Below are 14,018 nucleotides of genomic sequence, written 5' to 3' on the forward strand. Positions count from 1 at the left end.
CCCACACTAGGTGCAGTCGCTTGCTACGACAAGGCAGACACGGCGCGCCGGACTTCCGCAGCCAGCAGGTGCGCTTTACCCTGGGTGCGTCCCTCCTCCGCACGCTGCGGGATGTATCCGAAGCCGAGACCGTAAGCGGGATCGGCGAACCCCAGCGCAGCGTTTGCTCCTTCGTGGCCGAAGGCTCGGTAGCTGCCGAAATTCCGCGACACGTGCGGCTTCATAAAAACCACGGCAAATGCGTTGTCCAGTCCGGACATCCGGTCCAGGCCCCACACCTGCTCGTGGGACATGGCACCGGCAGTCTCAGGGGTCAGCAAGGGGGCCAGCCCATCCACACCGGTTGTCGCTGCGGCGTAGAGCCTGGCGAGGCCCTCCGCCGAACCCACACCGCCGGCAGCACTCATCCCCGCGGCGCGCACGGACCGTCGATTGGGAAGTTCCATGATTGAGCTGACTGCCGCGTTGCTGTTCAGCCCGTTCAGGCTCAGTGGATCAAGCCATGGTTGAAGGGGATCGACGTCGTAGAGGACGTCACGGTAGCGCGGTTCCAGCTGTTCGGGCAGTCCCAGGAAGAAGTCGATGCCGTAGGCCGTGCGGATGCGGTGGTCATAGAGGCTCTGCAGGCTGGTTCCCGTGACCCGCCGGCAGAGTTCCTCCATGATGATGCCGATGGTGAGGGCGTGGTATCCGAAACAAGTACCGGGCCGCCATGCCGGCTTCTGCGCTGCCAACCTTGCCGCGGCTCGGGAAGTGGTGAATTCGTCCACTGCGAATCCATCTTCGACGCCCAACAGGCCGGCCTGGTGGGACAGGGCTTCACGCACCAGCAGCCGGTCCTTGCCGTGGACACCGAACTCGGGCCAGTAGTGCGCCACCGTCCGGTCAAGGTCAAGCAGCCCATCCTGGACGAGCAGGGAAATTACCAGGGCCGCCACGCCTTTAGACACCGAATACGCCCCGGTGATGGAATTGGCCGTGATATGTGGTCCGCCAACGAGGTCCACTTTCTTGACGCCGTCCTGGTAGGCGGCGAGTTGGGCACTGTATTGCGGATCCGCGGCAAGGAGTGCCTCAAACAGATCCAGTACGCCCTCGTAGCCGGGCGCTGCAAAGCCATGAGATTTCTGCATGCGCCAAGCCTAGCCGGTTAGAAAGCGCTTTCCTGCGGTGCAGCCGCTCCGTGGCCCGGGGACACTTCTTCGCCGGGGCGCACCGGGCCCGGGGGAGTGCCGTCGCCGAACGGCCGGCCGCCCAGCGTTTCCCTGCCATGGGGCTCCAGCCAGCCGGACAGATCGGGGCCATGCGGCACGATCCCGGTGGGGTTGATGTCCTCATGGACGATGTAATAGTGCTGCTTGATCTGGACAAAGTCGATGGTGTCGCCGAATCCGGGCGTCTGGAAAAGATCCCGTGCGTAGCCCCACAGGGCGGGCAGTTCGGTCAGCTTCTGCCGGTTGCACTTGAAATGCCCGTGGTACACGGCATCGAACCTGGCCAAGGTGGTGAATAGGCGGACGTCGGCCTCCGTGATGGTGTCACCCACGAGGTACCGCCGTCCGGTGAGGTGATCCTCGAGCCAGTCCAAGGCGGTCCACAGCCGGGAGTAGGCGGAGTTGTAGGCCTCCTGCGTGCCGGCAAACCCGCACCGGTAGACACCGTTGTTGATCTCGGTGAAGACGCGTTTGTTGACGGCGTCAATTTCGGCGCGGAGGTGTTCCGGGTAGAGGTCCGGCGCTCCGGCCCGGTGCAGGCGGGTCCATTCGGTAGCAAAGTCCAAGGTGATCTGGGGGAAGTTGTTGGTGACCACCGCGCCGCTGGCAACATCCACGATGGCCGGCACCGTAATACCGCGGCGGTAGCCCGGGAATCGTCGGAAATATGCACTCTGGATGCGCTCGATGCCAAGGACCGGGTCCACACCACCTGGATCGAGGTCAAAGGTCCACGACCGTGCATCGTGGGTGGGGCCGGGCTGGCCCAGGGAGAGGGCGTCCTCCAGCCCGAGGAGCCTGCGCACGATCACCGTCCGGTTCGCCCACGGGCACGCCCTGGCAGCAATCAGGCGGTACCGGCCGGCCTCCACAGGCCATCCGGGCTCGCCATTGACGCCGGGGCGGCCGTCGTGGGTGATCCGGTCCTCAATGTAGTTGGTGTCCCGGTTGAACTCGGCACCGCCGGTCACATAGGCGCCGCGGGTGCTGTGTTCGGCTCTGTCCGTGTTGTCGCCGTCGGCGGCATTCGTGGCCTCTGGCCCGCTCGAAGTTTCCTGGCTCATGGGGACCAGCCTAGGCTCCGGCTACCAGGACTGCCGAGATGGGCTGCCAGGCGACCAGCCAGGAACCGGCAATAACGGCCACAAAGAGCGCGATCCAGACGCCCGAGGGTATGGACGTTGCGCGGAAGAGCAGGTACGCGTCGGAGCTGGCCAGCCTGTCCCGGCGTCGCAGGTGCACATTGGTCAGCTTGGCGAGGTCCCGGACGGCGGCCACCAGCAAGGCCAAGCCCAGAACGATGGCAACGTGGCCAGTGAAATTGTGCGGCACAACGAGGACCAGCACCCCTCCGCCTGCGACGGCGAGGCCGGTGATCAGCAGCCCCGCGACGTTCCTGATGAACACCAGCGAAGCCAGGAGGATCAGTGTTCCGGTGGCCAATGCGGCCGGACCCCAGCCGGCAAAACCGGAAGTTACCAGGGCAGCGCCGGTCAGTGCAGGAACCGGATAGCCCCAGAACCCTGACCAGACGGCGGCGCCCCGGCCTCGGCTGTAACTGGTGGTTGTTCCTGAGTGGTCCAACCGGAGCCGGATCCCGCCGAGTCGTTGGCCGCTCATGACGGCGGCGAAGGCGTGGCCGAGTTCGTGGGTGGCGGTGGCCAGCAGTCCAAAGTACTTCCAGGTGGCACGGGGAACGGAGAGTGCAGTCGCCAGGGCCAGCACCACCGCCAGTTCAGCGACAGTGACCTGGGGGATGGCGGCACGGTTGAAGGCTTCAATGATCCGTTGCCACAATTGCTCGGGAATCAAGGTCTTTCCCAGCCGGACCGGGAGTGGTGATTGTCAGCCATAGCCCTCTACGGTACTAGAGGGATGGTTCACCGCTGTCCTGCTGCCCTGCCGGTTTGGGGCGCTCAACGAATCGAGGAATGCCGTGACCACTTTGAAGGAACGCCTGCACGCTGATGTTGTGGTGCATATGAAGGAGCGGCACAAAACCGCCCTGACAACGGTGCGCAACGTCCTGGGCGAGATCGAAACACGGGAGAAGTCGGGAAAGACGCCCATTGTCCTGGATGACGCCCAGGTGACCTCGTTGTTGCAGAAAGAGGCTGCGAAGCGTCGTGACACCGCAAGGATCTACACGGAAGCCGGAGAATCCGGACGGGCGGCAGCTGAGGTCGCCGAGGCGGAAATCATTGAGGCCTACCTGCCCCAGCCCCTGACAGTCTTGGAAGTCGAGGCGATTGTGGACGAGACCATCGCCGGGTTGAAGAATGAAGGCGTGGAGCCCGGCATGCGACAGCTGGGCGCCGTGATGAAGCCCGTCACGGCCAAAGTCGCCGGACGCTTCGACGGCAAGGCAGTCAGCGAGATCGTCCGCGGCCGTCTCGCCTGAGCCGTCAGCCCGAGCCTGTTAACAGGAAAGGCACGCCTACTGTGCGTGGGCGTGCCTTAACTTCCTGTTGGCGGAACTCTGCCGCCAAGGAAAAATATCGGGTGTTCTTGAATCAGCCTTCGCAGTCAGTGCAGTAGCTGTGTCCGTCTTTCTGCCGCGCAATCTGGGAGCGGTGCCGGACCAGGAAGCAGGAGTAGCACGTGAACTCGTCCTCAGCCTGCGGGATAACCTGCACGACCAGTTCCTCGGCAACGAATTCGCCCCCGGGAACGCCAGCGCCATCCAGCCCGTCGGCCTCATCGAGCTCGAGGACGACGCTGCGGGCGTCCGGTGCATTGGCGGACTGCAGTGCCTCGAGTGAGTTGTCCTGCGACTCCTTGACGTCGGAGCGAAGTTCGTCGTAATCGGTTGCCACTTAGGTGTATCTCTTTTCTTTGGTTCGTCTGTCGCGTATGCAACGTACAGCATCCGGCGGGTATTCCCCAATAGCTTGGCGGGAAAATTTCTCTGCGAAGCCAATATTTCCGCGCGGACACCCGATGGGATCGGTGTCGAGTGACATTGGGCACCCTGGCGGCAGCCACCTGAATGCGCTCACGGTCCTGTCACCGTCGTCTTCGCTGGCTACGTTCGCCCACGCCGCGTCGAACAGTTCAAGCTCCTTGGTCCGGGCCAGTTCGCTGCCAGCGAGGTCGTTTAGGGTCGCAAGCCCCCGAGGCCATACTTCCTTCATCGTGATCCAAGGCACGGTCCAGAACACACTGGGTTCGGCGCCACCATTCCGCCCGACTGTCTGCCTCCGTCTTCTGCCGGAGCCCCTGCTCGGAAGCAGAAAAAACCCCTGAAATCCATGGATTTCAGGGGTTTTCCCATTGTGCGCGGAGGGGGACTTGAACCCCCACCCCCTTTCGAGGACTAGCACCTCAAGCTAGCGCGTCTGCCATTCCGCCACCCGCGCAGGTGGTAATTCGGAGATCGTTTCCGCCTTTCAGCGTTTCGCTTTTCTCCGAAGCAGCGAGAAAGACTCTACATGAACTTTCCTGGAACATGAAATCGGCCCGGATGGGTAGGCTGAAGGCAAGCGAATCCGCCCTTGGTTCCCAGCAGCCGTCACCTTCATGAGGAGTGCCCAATGACTGAAATCCGTCCCGAAGATGAAGTTGTCCGGATCTGCCAGGAACTCATACGGATCGACACATCGAACTACGGGGACGGCTCCGGGCCGGGGGAGCGGGTGGCCGCCGAATACACAGCCGGCCTGATCGAAGAAGTGGGCCTCTCGGCCGAGATCTTCGAGTCGGCGCCTGGCCGGGCAAATGTTGTCACCCGGATGAGCGGCGACGATCCGTCCGCCAGCGCGCTGGTGGTCCATGGGCACCTTGACGTCGTTCCCGCACTGCGTGAACAGTGGTCGGTGGATCCCTTTGGTGCCGAACTCAAGGACGGACTCATCTGGGGCCGCGGAGCCGTGGATATGAAGGACATGGACGCCATGATCCTTGCCGTGATGCGGGATTTGGCCAGATCCGGGCGAAAGCCCAAGCGCGACATCATCTTTGCCTTCTTCGCCGACGAGGAAGCCGGCGGTGAGTACGGTGCCCGCTACGCCGTCGACAAACGGCCCGAGCTCTTCGAAGGCGCAACCGAAGCAATCTCGGAAGTAGGGGGGTTCTCGGCAACCATCGGCGGGCAGCGCACGTACCTGCTCCAGACGGCTGAAAAGGGCATCTCCTGGCTCCGGCTGGTGGCGCACGGCCGGGCAGGCCACGGCTCCCAGATCAACACGGACAACGCCGTCACCCGGCTGGCTGCCGCGGTAACCCGGATCGGCGAGTACAAGTGGCCGATTGAGCTGACGCCCACCACGCGGCAGTTCCTGGACGGCGTGACAGAACTCACGGGGGTGGAATTCGATCCCGACAATCCTGACCGCCTGCTGGACCAGCTCGGCACTGTGGCGCGCTTTGTGGGGGCAACCCTGCAGAACACCACCAACCCCACGCTCCTCAAGGGCGGCTACAAGCACAACGTCATCCCGGAATCGGCTGAGGCCCTGGTGGACTGCCGGACGCTCCCGGGCCAGCAGGACCACGTGCTGGAGATTGTGCGGGAGCTCGCAGGGACCGGTGTCGAAGTCAGCTACGTCCACAACGATGTCTCTCTCGAGGTCCCTTTCGCCGGGAACCTGGTCGATTCCATGATTGACGCACTGCACACCGAGGACCCGGGGGCGAAGGTGCTTCCCTATACGCTCTCCGGTGGCACGGATAACAAATCATTGAGCCGGCTTGGTATCACCGGCTACGGCTTCGCTCCGCTTCAGCTGCCCGACGATCTCGATTTCACCGGGATGTTCCACGGCGTGGACGAGCGGGTCCCGGTGGATTCGCTGAAGTTCGGCGCCCGGGTTCTCAACACACTCCTCACGAACTACTGAGCCGGACAGGAGATGACGCCCGAGGAAGTTCTCCCGGAGCCGCTCCTGGAGGCTGTCCGCGGCCGGGCTGCGGGCTATGACCGGGACAACACCTTTTTCGTTGAGGACCTTGCGGAACTAACCGCGGCCGGCTACCTCAAGCTCTTTGTGCCTGCGTCCGACGGCGGCCTGGGGCTTGGGCTCGAGGCGGCAGCGCAGTGCCAGCGGCGGCTGGCTACGGCTGCCCCGGCCACCGCTTTGGCCATCAACATGCATCTGGTCTGGACCGGCGTCGCCCATGTCCTGGCCGCACGGGGCGACCATTCCCTTGACTTCGTCCTGCAGGAGACTGCCCGCGGCGAGATCTATGCTTTCGGCAATTCCGAAGCCGGCAATGACTCAGTCCTCTTTGATTCAAAAACGGCAGCCGCGCCCTTGCCGGGCGGCGGGTACCGCTTCACGGGTACCAAGATCTTCACCAGTCTTTCACCTGCCTGGACGCGGCTGGGTATCTTTGGCAAGGACACACTCGCCAGGGGAGGCGAAGGGGAACTCGTGCACGGATTCATCGAGCGCGGCGCTGCCGGCTACACCATCCTGGACGACTGGAACACCCTGGGCATGCGGGCCAGCCAGTCAAACACCACCGTCCTGGACGGCGTCGAGGTCCCCCCGAACCGGATCTTCCGGAAACTCCCCGTGGCGCCCAACGCCGATCCGCTCATTTTCGCCATCTTCGCCTGCTTCGAGTCATTGCTGGCCGCCGTGTACACCGGAATCGGCGAACGTGCCCTGAACGTGGGTGTCGAGGCTGTCAAGCGCCGGACGTCATTCAGGAACGCCGGCCGAAGCTATGCCCAGGATCCGGACATCCGCTGGAAGGTCGCGGAGGCCGCCATGGCCATGGATATCCTCTACCCCCAACTGCTGGCTGTCACCCGCGATGTGGATGGCCTCGTTGAACACGGGCCGCAATGGTTTCCCAAACTTGTTGGGCTGAAGGTCAATGCAACGGAAACGGCCCGCCGCGTTGTAGACCTGGCCATCAGGGTGAGTGGCGGGTCCAGCTACTTTCGCGGGTCAGAACTGGAACGCCTCTACCGGGACGTGCTGGCGGGGATGTTCCACCCGTCAGACGATGAGTCGGCGCACAACACGGTGGCGAATGCGTGGCTGGGTCCGCTGGAGGCCTGAACGGGCCGGCGGCCGGTGAATCCCTGGCCTGTGTATACCTAAACGGTTCGCTGGACCTGCATCACCCGGCGGCGGAGCCAGAAGCGCCTGCCGCCGCCCAAGTACAGCTTGCTGCGCTCCAGCTCCCACTTGCCGTACTCGGAATGTTCCACGAGCCGGCGCCTGGCGTCAGGTAGTGAATCGTCAGGACTGACCGTCAGCACGAGGTACTCGTACTGCCTCAGAATGTCCCGTTCCCTCTGGACCGAGCTGGTGAGAAAATGTTCCTTCATTGCTCTCCATTTTCGTCCTTTTCCGGCTAACGTGAAGTCATGAGCATCGATCCGCGTGTCGCGCTTCAGTCCTTGACAACCGCCTTGGAAGAACACCTTATAGCAGCATCCAACCGGCGTGGCGATGGTGATCCCGCAGTGGAAGCGGCTTTTTTTGCGGTCGCGGATGCGTTCGAGGTTTATGAAGACGCACTCTACGAGGCTTACAGCGAAGTTACACCCCTTCAGGTCTTCGATGATGAAGAAGATGAGGACGACGAAGCCGGCATCGACGATGACGAGGATCTGGAAATCGTCCAGGAATGAGACCTGCGCGCCATCAGTGCCGGAATGTCCAACAGCTGCGGCCCTGACCGGCGTGTCAGCCGGGCAGGGAAACGTCCTCAAGGGCACGGGCGATTTCAGGCGGCAGGCGGGTCAGTTGAGCGGCCATGATTTCTTTGGCCTGCACGGGAGTCCGGGGCCCGACGATGGCCGTGGCCACACCATGCTGGGACAATAGCCAGCTCAGCGAAACATCCAGCGGCGTCCGGCCCAGGCCCGTGGCCGCCATGGCCACTGCTTCCACAACGCTGGACGGCTGCGCTTCCAGATACGGCTCCACGTAGGGTGCTGAGTCTGTTCTGGCTGCCCGGGAATCCCCGGGGATGGCGCCGCGGTACTTGCCGGTCAGGACGCCGCGTCCCAGCGGCGCCCAGGCCATCAGCCCCAGGCCGGCATCTTCGACGGCGGGAACCAGTTCCGCTTCCGCCTTTCGCTGCAGGAGTGAATATTCGGCCTGCGCGGCTACGAGCGGAAACCCGGCCACCGCCGCTGCCTTGGCGCTTTGCCAACCGTTGAAGTTGGAGATTCCCGCGTAGCGGGCACGTCCGCTACGGAGCGCGAATTCAAGCGCGGAGAGGGTCTCCTCCAGCGGGACGTTGCCGTCCCATGCCTGGGCAAACCAAATATCCACGTAGTCAGTCCCCAGCCTTGCCAGGCTGGCGTCCAGGCCGGAGAGCATAGCGTTCCGCGACGTATCCACCGTGCGGCGGCCGTCCGACGTCGACATCCCCGCTTTAGTGGAAATGCAGACTTCGGTGCGGGAGACAACGTCACCGAGGAGCGATCCCAGCATCGCCTCTGCGCGGCCATCGGCGTATGACGCCGCGGTATCTATGAGTTTTCCGCCACCATCGACAAACGTCCGCAGTATCTCCGAGGCGTCCTGTTCGTCGGTATCGCGGGACCAGGACATGGTGCCCAGGGAAAGGGCGGAGACTCGCAATCCACTGTTGCCGACGTAACGCTGCTGCATAGCTGCAAGCTTACGGGGAATCAACGGGGTCAATGACGTAGGGTCTTAGCGTGAACTGGTTTGAGGCGGCCCTGCTGGGCCTAGTGCAGGGACTGACCGAATTTCTGCCGATTTCATCGAGCGCGCACCTGCGGATTGTGGGGCAATTCCTGCCCAACGCATCCGATCCCGGGGCCGCGTTTACCGCCATCACCCAGCTGGGTACGGAAACGGCGGTGGTGATCTACTTCTGGCGTGACATCGTGCGGATCGTCCGGGCGTGGGCGGGATCGCTGGCCGGAAAGGTCTCCCGCCAGGACCCGGACGCCCGCATGGGCTGGCTGGTGATTTTGGGCAGCCTCCCCATCATCGTGCTGGGTCTGCTGTTCCAGGACCAGATTGAGTCGGTGCTGAGGAGCCTGTGGCTGGTAGCCACCATGCTGATCGTCTTTGGGCTTTTCCTGGCCGTGGCCGACGCCATCGGAAAGCAGGATCGGGACCTCACCCAGCTCACCTACAAGCACGGTATTTTGTACGGCTTCGCCCAGGCGCTGGCTCTTATTCCCGGCGTGTCCCGATCCGGCGGCACCATCACCGCGGGTCTCCTGATGGGCTACACGCGCGAAGCCGCAGCGCGGTATTCGTTCCTCCTGGCGATCCCGGCGGTGTTCGGCAGCGGCCTTTACCAGCTGTACAAGGTGGTCTCCAAGGATGGCATCACCGGCCCGTATGGCCTGCCGGAGACGGCGCTGGCCACCGTCATCGCCCTGGTGGTGGGATACGTGATCATCGGATGGTTCCTCAAGTTCATTTCCACCCGAAGCTACCGGCTCTTCGTCTGGTACCGGATCTTCCTGGGCCTGGCCTTGTATCTTTTGCTCGGTTTCAATGTCATCAGTGCCTAGCCGTAGGCTTAGGCTGTGAAATCCTGGACCTCCCGCCCTGTCCCTGCGCTGCCCGGCGCCATGCCTGCCATCCGGCTTTTCGACACGGCAAAGGGGAGTGAAGTCACACTCCGGGCCGGGGGAGAGCAATCCATGTACGTCTGCGGGATCACTCCCTATGACGCAACCCACATGGGCCATGCGGCCAGCTACGTGGCATTTGACCTGCTGAACAGGGCCTGGCGTGACGCCGGCCAACAGGTTTCCTACGTCCAGAACGTCACCGACGTCGACGACCCCCTGCTGGAGCGAGCGACTGCCACCGGCGTGGACTGGCAGGACCTGGCCGCGAGCCAGATTGAACTGTTCCAGACCGATATGGAAGCCCTGAACGTCCTCTCGCCGGACCATTACGTGGGTGCCGTTGAATCAGTTGACATTATTGTTCCGGCCATTGAGCGGCTGGTCCGACTTGGGCTGGCCTACCGCGTGCCCGGAACCGCCGGGGAGCCCGACGGCGACGTCTACTACGACGTCGAAGCTGCCGGCAAGCAGACGGTCGCCCCTGACGCCTGGACCCTGGGCTCGATCTCCGGCCTCGGTGAAGCCGAAATGCTTGAACTGTTCGCCGAACGCGGCGGCGACCCAGGCCGGGCCGGCAAGCGGCAGTCGCTGGACCCCCTGCTCTGGCGCGTTGCCCGCGACGGCGAGCCCAGCTGGCCAGGTGGCGAGCTGGGCCAGGGCAGGCCTGGCTGGCATATCGAGTGCACGGTCATCGCCCAGCGCTACCTGCCAGCACCCTTCACTGTCCAGGGCGGCGGCTCGGACCTCATCTTCCCCCATCACGAGATGGGTGCCGGTCACGCATATTCCCTCGCCGAAGTGCCGCTGGCCCAGCACTATGCCCATGCGGGCATGGTGGGCCTGGACGGCGAAAAGATGAGCAAGTCCAAGGGCAACCTGGTCCTGGTCTCCAAACTTCGGGCCGCAGGAGAAGATCCGGCCGCCATCCGATTGGCCATCCTTGCCCACCATTACCGTTCAGACTGGTCCTGGACCGCGGACGGCTTTGAGGCTGCAAAAGACCGGCTGGCTGCGTGGCGCCTGGCACTTGCCACCGCGCCGGAAGGATCGGCGTCCGGCCTCATCGCCGAGATGCGGTCCGCCCTCGCCGCTGACCTGAACGCACCGGCTGCCCTGGAAGCTATCGACCGCTGGGCTGCCGCAGCGGATTCCGCCGCGGCAGCGGGCAGCCAGCATGATCAGGCGCTGGTTAGTGACGCTCTGGATGCCTTGCTCGGCGTCGTGCTTTAGGGCTTGTCCCGGCCACGACGCTTGAGGTAGCGCTCAAACTCGCGCGCGATGGATTCCCCGCTTGCCTCGGGAAGATCGGCGGTATCTTTTGCCTCTTCCAGCTGCCGGACGTAAGCGGCGATCTCCGGGTCCTCGGTTGCCAGCTCATCGACTCCGCGTTCCCACGCGGCGGCCTCTTCGGCCAGTTCGTGGGTGTCCAGCGGGACCTGGATCAGCTCCTCGACCCGGTGCAGGAGAGCCAGCTGCGCCTTGGGTGAGGGGGCCTGCGCCACGTAGTGCGGGACGGCTGCCCAGAGGGAAACGGTGGGAAGGCCGGCCAGCAGCGAAACTTCGGACAGGACTCCGACGATACCGACGGGACCCTCATACTGGGAGGCTTCGAGGTTGAGGCGCTCCCGCAGCACGGCGTCGTCCGAGGATGTGCTGACCGGAATCGGCCTGCTGTGCGGAACGTCTGCCAGAAGGGCGCCCACCAAGACCACGTAGTCCACCTTCAGCGCTTCTGCGTGGACCAGCAGCTCCGCCGTATACGCCCGCCATTTGTAGGACGGCTCGATGCCCTGTACGAAAATGACGTCCACATTCGAATCCGGCGCACTGGCCTTATAGATCCGCGTGGATGGCCACTTGATCTTGCGTTCCCCCGAGGCGTTCCGGCGGACCGTGGGACGGGTGAACTGGAAATCGTAGTATTCGTCGGCGTCAATGGACGCGACCTTCTTGCCGCCCCAGACCCGGTTGAGATAGCGCAGCGAGTCACTCGCGGCTTCCCCGGCATCATTCCAGCCTTCAAATGCGGCCAGCATCACAGTAATGCGCTCCCCGTCCGCCACTGGCAGCAGGAACTGCTCCGGTTCAGGTGCGGCACCCGGTTCCGCGGTGTCTCCGTCGAAGCTATTCATCCCATCACCCTACGTCCAAGAACCGGCGGGATGCATTGAATGAAGGGCCAAAAAGTGCGCCGCGGCGCGTGGGCGCCTGACGGATATGCCGATATTCGCCGAGGGCGTATCCACCGGCTGGCGTTCAGGTGCGCCCCGTAGACTGGGACCATGCAATCCGTACCCTCCGTTTCCCCGCTCCGAGCCGTTCTTTGGGATATGGACGGCACCATTGTGGACACGGAGCGCTACTGGATTGCCGCCGAGCACGCCCTTGTGGAAGCCCATGGCGGCACCTGGTCGCATGGGCAGGCCATGCAGCTCGTGGGACAGTCACTGACGTTTTCGGCCCGAATCCTGCAGGCGGCCGGCGTCCGGCTGGAGCGCCGGGAGATCATCGACACGCTGACCGCCGAGGTCATCAGGAGCGTCCAGCGCACTGTTCCCTGGCGTCCCGGGGCCAGGGAACTCCTCGATGACCTGCACCGCGCGGGGGTCCGGTGCGCGCTGGTGACCATGTCAGAGGAGCCGTTGGCCCGCGAAATAGTGGACAGCCTGCCCAAGCCCTACTTCGAATTCCTGGTCACAGGGGACACCGTCGCCCAGGGCAAACCGCACCCGGAAGCGTACCTGAAGGCCGTGGAGCTGCTTCAGGCGGCGGACCCGGATCTGACCGTAGATCACTGCGTCGCCCTCGAGGATTCAGCACCAGGAGTGGCTGCTGCTGTGGCCTCGGGCGTCGCCACCGTGGCCATTCCTCACATTGTCCCGATCCCCGAAGATCCCAGGCACATCATCTGGGAGTCCTTGGCCGGACGAACCGTTTCCGAGTTGGAGGCCATTGCAGCGCGCAGCCTGGCCGCCGCGACGGCCGGATCTGCCGTGCCTATGACGGGGAGCCGGTCATGACTTCCAAGCCCGCGCCCGCCCGCCGCGAAGGAATTCCGCTCGGCCGGATCGCCGGCATCCCGGTCATTCTGGCGTACTCGTGGTTTGTGATTGCCGCTTTTACCGTCATTGCCTTCGGGCCGGTCCTGTTGGAGCAGAATCCGGCACTGGGCATCTCCGCGTACTACGTGGCGTTCGCCTACGCCCTGCTGCTCCTGATCTCCGTCCTGGTCCACGAACTGGCGCACGCCCTCACGGCCAAAATCTACGGCTGGCAAACACAGAAGATCGTGTTGAATCTTTGGGGCGGCCACACCCAGTTTGAGAATTTCACCGCGACGCCGGCACGCTCGGTGATCGTGGCCCTGGCAGGGCCGGCGGCCAACCTGGTCCTCGCCGGCGGCGCCTGGGTGGTCCTCACCACCACCAGCATGGGCACCGTGGCCGATATCCTCACGAATATCTTTGTCTGGGCCAACTTCGTCATTGGCATCTTCAATGTCCTGCCCGGACTCCCGCTGGACGGCGGCCGGATCGTCGAGTCCGCCGTGTGGAAAGCAACCGGGAGCCAGGCCAAAGGCACCGTCGCCGCCGGCTGGGCCGGCCGCGTCATCGTGGTGGCGCTGGGTTTCTGGTTCGTAGCCCGGCCGCTGCTGGCCGGTGATGCGCCCGACTTCAGCCTACTGATGATCACCGTCCTCGTCGGCGGCTTCCTGTGGATGGGTGCCAGCGCGTCCATCCAGCAGGGCACGCTGCGCGGAAGGATGCACCTGGTCAGCGCCGCTGCCCTGGCGGCGCCCGCCGTCGGGATTCCAACCACCGCAACCGTGGCGGACATCCGCAGGCTCTCTCAGGAAGGGTCCCGGGCAGTTGTGGTCTGCGGCCCGGATGGACGCCCGCAGGGTGTTGTGGACACCGGCGCCCTCGCCGCTGTTCCTGACGACTCGGCCGGTTCCACTCCTGCCACCGCCGTGTCCTATGCCCTCGCCGCTGGAGCCTACGTGCCTGAATCGTCGCAGGGGCAGGAACTTATCCAGTACCTTTCCCAGCTTGACGGACACGAATACGCAGTGGTGGACCATCATGGGACGGTCACCGGCCTGTTGACGCAGAACGTTGTGGTGGCCGCGATCACCGGCAAGGCTGACCGGCCGAATAGGCATCCGCAGGGTCAAAGCCGGTAGAGTTACGTGCCGGCCGTGCATTGCCGCCGCGTGGCCGCCCGGAGGCCTGCGCCGCACCCGGCGGACTTATTTCGATGCGTGGCCCCACAGTTTT

The 14,018-nt window shown here is 64.0% G+C and carries 15 protein-coding genes and 1 tRNA gene; 8 read left to right on the top strand and 8 right to left on the bottom strand.

What is annotated here, in order from left to right; translation table 11 throughout:
• Positions 1-23 precede the first annotated feature (23 nt).
• From ACZY1F_RS08630 to ACZY1F_RS08640, 3 genes are read right to left on the bottom strand one after another with little or no spacing between them, the layout of a single operon-like run.
• Positions 24-1,133 carry a serine hydrolase domain-containing protein gene (locus ACZY1F_RS08630; protein ID WP_463941335.1) on the bottom strand — a complete coding sequence of 370 codons (1,110 nt, stop codon included), beginning with the start codon at positions 1,131-1,133 and terminating at the stop codon, positions 24-26.
• Between the two features lie 17 nt (positions 1,134-1,150).
• On the bottom strand, positions 1,151-2,278 hold the full coding sequence (locus ACZY1F_RS08635; protein WP_463941336.1) for a glutathione S-transferase family protein: 1,128 nt from the start codon (positions 2,276-2,278) through the stop codon (positions 1,151-1,153).
• A 10-nt stretch (positions 2,279-2,288) separates the two neighbouring features.
• Positions 2,289-3,026: a M50 family metallopeptidase gene (locus ACZY1F_RS08640; protein ID WP_463941337.1), complete on the bottom strand. Its 738-nt coding sequence runs from the start codon at positions 3,024-3,026 to the stop codon at positions 2,289-2,291.
• Between the two features lie 124 nt (positions 3,027-3,150).
• On the opposite strand from ACZY1F_RS08640, the gene ACZY1F_RS08645 reads away from it, so the two are divergent.
• Positions 3,151-3,615, top strand: a complete 465-nt coding sequence (locus tag ACZY1F_RS08645; RefSeq protein WP_463941338.1) for a GatB/YqeY domain-containing protein — start codon at positions 3,151-3,153, stop codon at positions 3,613-3,615.
• Positions 3,616-3,727: 112 nt separating this feature from the next.
• Here the strand turns inward: ACZY1F_RS08645 and ACZY1F_RS08650 are convergent, their stop codons facing one another.
• Positions 3,728-4,030, bottom strand: a complete 303-nt coding sequence (locus tag ACZY1F_RS08650; protein ID WP_056339942.1) for a DUF4193 domain-containing protein — start codon at positions 4,028-4,030, stop codon at positions 3,728-3,730.
• A 460-nt stretch (positions 4,031-4,490) separates the two neighbouring features.
• Positions 4,491-4,573: transfer RNA gene (locus tag ACZY1F_RS08655), tRNA-Leu, on the bottom strand.
• Positions 4,574-4,747: 174 nt separating this feature from the next.
• Between ACZY1F_RS08655 and ACZY1F_RS08660 the strand changes: the two genes are divergently transcribed.
• Both ACZY1F_RS08660 and ACZY1F_RS08665 read left to right on the top strand, forming a co-directional pair.
• Positions 4,748-6,052 carry a M20/M25/M40 family metallo-hydrolase gene (locus tag ACZY1F_RS08660; protein WP_463914337.1) on the top strand — a complete coding sequence of 435 codons (1,305 nt, stop codon included), beginning with the start codon at positions 4,748-4,750 and terminating at the stop codon, positions 6,050-6,052.
• A 12-nt stretch (positions 6,053-6,064) separates the two neighbouring features.
• A complete protein-coding gene (locus tag ACZY1F_RS08665; protein ID WP_463941339.1) occupies positions 6,065-7,225 on the top strand; it encodes an acyl-CoA dehydrogenase family protein in 1,161 nt (386 codons plus the stop codon).
• A gap of 38 nt (positions 7,226-7,263) precedes the next feature.
• Here ACZY1F_RS08665 and ACZY1F_RS08670 read toward each other — a convergent pair whose 3' ends face one another.
• Positions 7,264-7,497 carry a DUF5703 family protein gene (locus tag ACZY1F_RS08670; RefSeq protein ID WP_056339951.1) on the bottom strand — a complete coding sequence of 78 codons (234 nt, stop codon included), beginning with the start codon at positions 7,495-7,497 and terminating at the stop codon, positions 7,264-7,266.
• A gap of 39 nt (positions 7,498-7,536) precedes the next feature.
• On the opposite strand from ACZY1F_RS08670, the gene ACZY1F_RS08675 reads away from it, so the two are divergent.
• Complete coding sequence (locus tag ACZY1F_RS08675) at positions 7,537-7,803, top strand: hypothetical protein (protein WP_463941340.1); 267 nt, start codon at positions 7,537-7,539, stop codon at positions 7,801-7,803.
• Positions 7,804-7,858: 55 nt separating this feature from the next.
• Here the strand turns inward: ACZY1F_RS08675 and ACZY1F_RS08680 are convergent, their stop codons facing one another.
• On the bottom strand, positions 7,859-8,794 hold the full coding sequence (locus ACZY1F_RS08680) for an aldo/keto reductase (protein ID WP_463941341.1): 936 nt from the start codon (positions 8,792-8,794) through the stop codon (positions 7,859-7,861).
• 50 nt (positions 8,795-8,844) lie between these two features.
• On the opposite strand from ACZY1F_RS08680, the gene ACZY1F_RS08685 reads away from it, so the two are divergent.
• Complete coding sequence (locus ACZY1F_RS08685) at positions 8,845-9,678, top strand: undecaprenyl-diphosphate phosphatase (RefSeq protein WP_463941342.1); 834 nt, start codon at positions 8,845-8,847, stop codon at positions 9,676-9,678.
• A gap of 15 nt (positions 9,679-9,693) precedes the next feature.
• Positions 9,694-10,971: a cysteine--1-D-myo-inosityl 2-amino-2-deoxy-alpha-D-glucopyranoside ligase gene (gene mshC, locus ACZY1F_RS08690; protein ID WP_463941343.1), complete on the top strand. Its 1,278-nt coding sequence runs from the start codon at positions 9,694-9,696 to the stop codon at positions 10,969-10,971.
• On the opposite strand, the gene ACZY1F_RS08695 is transcribed toward mshC, so the two are convergent.
• On the bottom strand, positions 10,968-11,873 hold the full coding sequence (locus tag ACZY1F_RS08695) for a PAC2 family protein (protein WP_056339966.1): 906 nt from the start codon (positions 11,871-11,873) through the stop codon (positions 10,968-10,970). The genes mshC and ACZY1F_RS08695 overlap by 4 nt on opposite strands.
• Positions 11,874-12,023: 150 nt before the next feature.
• Between ACZY1F_RS08695 and ACZY1F_RS08700 the strand changes: the two genes are divergently transcribed.
• Positions 12,024-12,761, top strand: a complete 738-nt coding sequence (locus tag ACZY1F_RS08700) for an HAD family hydrolase (RefSeq protein ID WP_463941344.1) — start codon at positions 12,024-12,026, stop codon at positions 12,759-12,761.
• Positions 12,758-13,924, top strand: a complete 1,167-nt coding sequence (locus ACZY1F_RS08705; protein WP_463941345.1) for a site-2 protease family protein — start codon at positions 12,758-12,760, stop codon at positions 13,922-13,924. Before ACZY1F_RS08700 ends, ACZY1F_RS08705 begins: the two co-directional genes overlap by 4 nt.
• Positions 13,925-14,018 lie beyond the last annotated feature (94 nt).

This window comes from Pseudarthrobacter xylosi (assembly GCF_055412765.1).

Bases quoted from the DNA above. Each gene is read 5' to 3' on its own strand.
- ACZY1F_RS08630 (WP_463941335.1), bottom strand. From the start codon at position 1,133: ATGCAGAAATCTCATGGCTTTGCAGCGCCCGGCTACGAGGGCGTACTG.
- ACZY1F_RS08635 (WP_463941336.1), bottom strand. From the start codon at position 2,278: ATGAGCCAGGAAACTTCGAGCGGGCCAGAGGCCACGAATGCCGCCGAC.
- ACZY1F_RS08660 (WP_463914337.1), top strand. From the start codon at position 4,748: ATGACTGAAATCCGTCCCGAAGATGAAGTTGTCCGGATCTGCCAGGAA.
- ACZY1F_RS08665 (WP_463941339.1), top strand. From the start codon at position 6,065: ATGACGCCCGAGGAAGTTCTCCCGGAGCCGCTCCTGGAGGCTGTCCGC.
- ACZY1F_RS08670 (WP_056339951.1), bottom strand. From the start codon at position 7,497: ATGAAGGAACATTTTCTCACCAGCTCGGTCCAGAGGGAACGGGACATT.
- ACZY1F_RS08675 (WP_463941340.1), top strand. From the start codon at position 7,537: ATGAGCATCGATCCGCGTGTCGCGCTTCAGTCCTTGACAACCGCCTTG.
- ACZY1F_RS08680 (WP_463941341.1), bottom strand. From the start codon at position 8,794: ATGCAGCAGCGTTACGTCGGCAACAGTGGATTGCGAGTCTCCGCCCTT.
- ACZY1F_RS08695 (WP_056339966.1), bottom strand. From the start codon at position 11,873: ATGAATAGCTTCGACGGAGACACCGCGGAACCGGGTGCCGCACCTGAA.
- ACZY1F_RS08700 (WP_463941344.1), top strand. From the start codon at position 12,024: ATGCAATCCGTACCCTCCGTTTCCCCGCTCCGAGCCGTTCTTTGGGAT.
- ACZY1F_RS08705 (WP_463941345.1), top strand. From the start codon at position 12,758: ATGACTTCCAAGCCCGCGCCCGCCCGCCGCGAAGGAATTCCGCTCGGC.